4 protein-coding genes are annotated in these 3,881 nt (G+C 38.6%); all 4 read right to left on the reverse strand.

Annotated elements, in window-relative coordinates; genetic code table 11:
- Positions 1–881, reverse strand: an 881-nt coding sequence (locus tag QZ565_RS08505) for a hypothetical protein (RefSeq protein ID WP_295528208.1), incomplete at its 3' end; no start/stop codon positions are given.
- Between the two features lie 17 nt (positions 882–898).
- Entirely contained in the window at positions 899–1,936 is a 1,038-nt protein-coding gene (locus QZ565_RS08510) for a M42 family metallopeptidase (RefSeq protein ID WP_033682091.1), read from the reverse strand.
- A gap of 97 nt (positions 1,937–2,033) precedes the next feature.
- Positions 2,034–3,359, reverse strand: a complete 1,326-nt coding sequence (gene brnQ / locus QZ565_RS08515; protein WP_295528212.1) for a branched-chain amino acid transport system II carrier protein — start codon at positions 3,357–3,359, stop codon at positions 2,034–2,036.
- A gap of 171 nt (positions 3,360–3,530) precedes the next feature.
- Positions 3,531–3,818 carry a rhodanese-like domain-containing protein gene (locus QZ565_RS08520; protein WP_295528215.1) on the reverse strand — a complete coding sequence of 96 codons (288 nt, stop codon included), beginning with the start codon at positions 3,816–3,818 and terminating at the stop codon, positions 3,531–3,533.
- Between the last annotated feature and the right edge of the window lie 63 nt (positions 3,819–3,881).

The raw sequence follows: 3,881 nt of genomic DNA on the forward strand, positions 1-3,881 counted from the left end.
GTAAAATTATCTATAAAGCGTCTCTTACTTAACTTAGGCCCCTGTAGTTTTCTATATTCTTCGATATAAATTGTAGATACTTTAACAATTTCACTTTCTCCGAAAATAATAGCTTTTAAAAATACTATACCAATACTTAGACAAAATGAAACTATTCCAACAATAAGAACAATAGATAAATTTTTATACAAATAATACGATATTACGGTATCAACTACGACAATATAGAAAAGGTACACTGTAATAAATATTCCAGATCTTCCATCATCACTTTCATCAACACTCATTTCTGGGAGTAAAAAAATTAAAATTACAACAGTCAACCAATAAGCCGATAACAAAGAGAATCCAGTAGATTGTTCGATAAAACTTTTATATCCAGAGTAAACGAAAAATAGCTGAAGTAATAACATCGCATACTGAAATAAATAAAACCATATTTTAGCTAAAGTTATAGACGAAATATTTTGTTCTACTTTTATATCTAGTAATCGTTTAGAAATTTGTATCCGATGAGCTAGTTCTTTTAAATCCTCTATTTGAAGTCTTTGAGAAGCAAGTTTATCCTCTATCATTTCTATTTGGTACCATACATACCCATCATCTTCTATCCACTGATATTTTCCAAAAGTTTTTATTTTTCGTCCATACGGATTAATTTTTTGAGAAATTTTAAAAAGTAGTTTTTCTAAATCTGGATTAGTAATCCCTTTATCTACCAGTTCATCAGCATAAACAAATAGTTCTTTAAAGTTTTCTTGTTTATTTTCATACACATACTTACGATATTCCTCTTTTTTCTTTTGGAAATAAGCATACAAACCCGAAATTATCCCTGTTATTATAGCAGGCGTTGCTAATTGTTTCAGTATTTCATACATTATACTTTATCGCCCCTTCACCCCACTAACTCACTTCTTAGATAAGCATCAACCATACGCTCAGTCGCCACTACTGAATCAATATGAGTACGCTCATAAGAATGGCTAGACTCGATACCAGCACCGAGAAGAGCATGCTTGACCTCTGCCCCTGCAGACATGGCCGCTGAAGCGTCCGATCCATAAAATGGATAGATATCCAACTTAAATGGAATATCTTGCTCTTTCGCCAAAGCAACCAAATGTTGACGGAAATCATAGTGATAAGGTCCTGAAGCATCCTTTACACAGATAGATACTGTGTACTCATCTGTCTGCTGGTCATCGCCCATAGCTCCCATATCCACAGCTAGATATTCTACTACCTGAGCAGGAATATTAGAATTAGCACCGTGTCCCACTTCTTCAAAGACTGAAAAAGCAAAATGGGTTGTTACTGGCAACTCAATCTTCTCTTCCTTATAAATACGAAGCAGGTTAAGCAAAATCGCTGCGCTTACCTTGTCATCCAAATGACGAGACTTGATAAAACCTGTATCCGTCACAACAGTTCGTGGGTCAAAACTGATAAAATCACCAACCTCAATGCCAAAGGCACGAGTTTCTTTTTCATTGGTTACTTTTGCATCCAAACGCACTTCCATATTGTCCTGCGTGCGTTCTGCAGTCCCAGCATCCTTGTAGACATGACAAGAAGTCTGGTGAATGAGGATGGTACCTGATACTTTTTGACCTGTGCTAGCCACATGAACAGTACAGTTTTCTCCCTCAATCATATTCCAAGGAAAACCACCGATACGGTCCAATTTGAGACGGCCGTCTGGTTTGACAGCACGGACAATAGCACCCAACGTATCTACATGGGCAGTCACATAGCGATGCTCTTCATCATTTTGCCCTTTGATAGTTACATTGACACCGCCCTTGGCTGTGCGAACCGGTTGGTAACCGAAACCTTCTAGAGTCTTGACTAAATAGTCTGAAATCTCACGAGTGAAACCCGTTGGCGACGCAATGGCTGTCAGTTCTTTGATATATTCTACTGTTTGATTCATTTCTTCACCTCTTTTGCTACCTATTATAACACATTTATCATCGGATAAAAAAAGAAAATCACTTCTGTAGACTTGGCTACAAAAGTGATTTTAGTGATTATTCCATTTCAAAAACATCACTTTCTTGCTTGTTTGGTAGAACCAATGAGAGCAAGATTCCGACAATGGCTGGCACCAACCATGGGAGTGATGCCTTAGCAAAAGGAAGAGCGCTGACAAGATTTGCAAGGAACTCAACCTTAAATGAGCTTCCTAGTACGCTTGCAATAGCAATAGCTGTAACAACAGCAATTGTCAACTGCATACCTGGTTTTGAAAGGGCAACAAATTTGTTGACAATGACAATCATAACGATGGCAATGGTGATTGGGTACAAGATAACCAGTACTGGAATGGAGTACTTGATAATCGCATCAAGACCCAAATTAGCAATGGCAAATCCAATCAAGGTAAAGGCTGTCGCATAAACCTTGTAGCTGATTTGTGGGAAACGTTCATTAAAGAACTCAGCTGTTGACACAATCAAACCAACCGTTGTTGTGAAGCAGGTTACGGTAACCATAGCTGCAAGGAAGAGTTGGGCTGTTGAGCCAAAGATTTCTTGAGTGGCTTGTGACAAGATGTAAACACCTGGTGTTCCACCCTTCATCGCTTCAGCTGGTACTGGGAAATGATTCCCAAGGAAACCTAAACCGATGTAAAGAGCGCTGAAGGCAAGGGCAACAACGATACCAACCACCCAAATAGTTGAAATGTATTCTTTCTTACTTGAAAATCCAAGTTGTTTCAAGGTTTGAACTGCGATTACGCTAAAGGCAACTGAAGCAAGGGCGTCCAAGGTATTGTAACCTTCTAGGAATCCTGTACCAAAGGCAGAAGCTTGATAAGCATCTGAAGCAACTTGAGGACTTGTTCCACCATATTTGAAAGCTCCTAGAACAACCAAGATGACAATCAAAATCGCAAAAACTGGCGTTAAAATACGGCCGATACGATCCAAGATTTTTGATGGATTAAGCGAAATCAAATAGGCTGCTGCAAAATACAGAACAGTAAAGACAATCAAACCAAGACCTTTATTTGCATCCGACAAAAGGGGGCTAATCCCTACTTCGTAAGCTGTTGTAGCAGTACGTGGGATAGCAAAGAATGGACCGATTGACAAGTAAAGAACTGAGAGGTAAAGAGTCGCAAACCAAGGCGCTATCTTTGTTGAAATCTCGTAGATATATCCTTTAGGATTTAGCGTTCCAATAATAAGAGTCAAGACGGCGATACCGACGCCTGAAAAGACAAAACCTGCGATGGCAGGAAGAAAATGTTCTCCAGATAGAGCACCTAGAGAAGGCGGAAAAATCAAGTTCCCCGCACCAAAAAATATTCCAAACAGGAGTAAACCTGTTAAGGCACCTTTTTTAGCCATGAAAATCTCCTTCATATTTATAAAATACTGACCTAGTATATCATGAATAGCAGTATGAAAAAAGCTTCACGAAGTAAATATTGAATGTTTTCAAGATTCTCAAAAATGAGAATTGTCTAAAAATAAAATTCTCCTACCCAGTCCACACCAAGTAGGAGAAAATTGTAATGTTTAAAGTTCTTCAAAGGCTAACATGCCACCCTGAACATTGATAACTTCATAACCCTGTTCAGCTAGGAATTGACAAGCACGCGTCGATCTCATCCCAGATTTACAAATAACATAATGTAACTGGTCCTTGTCCAACTGATCATAAGTATCAGCTAATTGACTAAGTGGCAGGTTATGAGCGCCTTCTAAATGAAGAGCGTCAAACTCATCCACTTCTCTCACGTCCACTAGAGAAAGTTGGTCGTTTTGATAAAGCTGGTAAAATGCGTCAAAGGCTATTTCTTTCATTCTTTTTCTCCTAATACTCTTCGAAAATCAAATTCAAACCACGTCAGCGTCGCCTTACCGTAC

The organism is uncultured Streptococcus sp. (genome assembly GCF_915066115.1).
Taxonomy (GTDB): domain Bacteria; phylum Bacillota; class Bacilli; order Lactobacillales; family Streptococcaceae; genus Streptococcus.

Coding starts and splice junctions, on each gene's coding strand:
- QZ565_RS08510 (WP_033682091.1), bottom strand. CDS start 1,936: ATGAATCAAACAGTAGAATATATCAAAGAACTGACAGCCATTGCGTCG.
- brnQ (WP_295528212.1), bottom strand. CDS start 3,359: ATGGCTAAAAAAGGTGCCTTAACAGGTTTACTCCTGTTTGGAATATTT.
- QZ565_RS08520 (WP_295528215.1), bottom strand. CDS start 3,818: ATGAAAGAAATAGCCTTTGACGCATTTTACCAGCTTTATCAAAACGAC.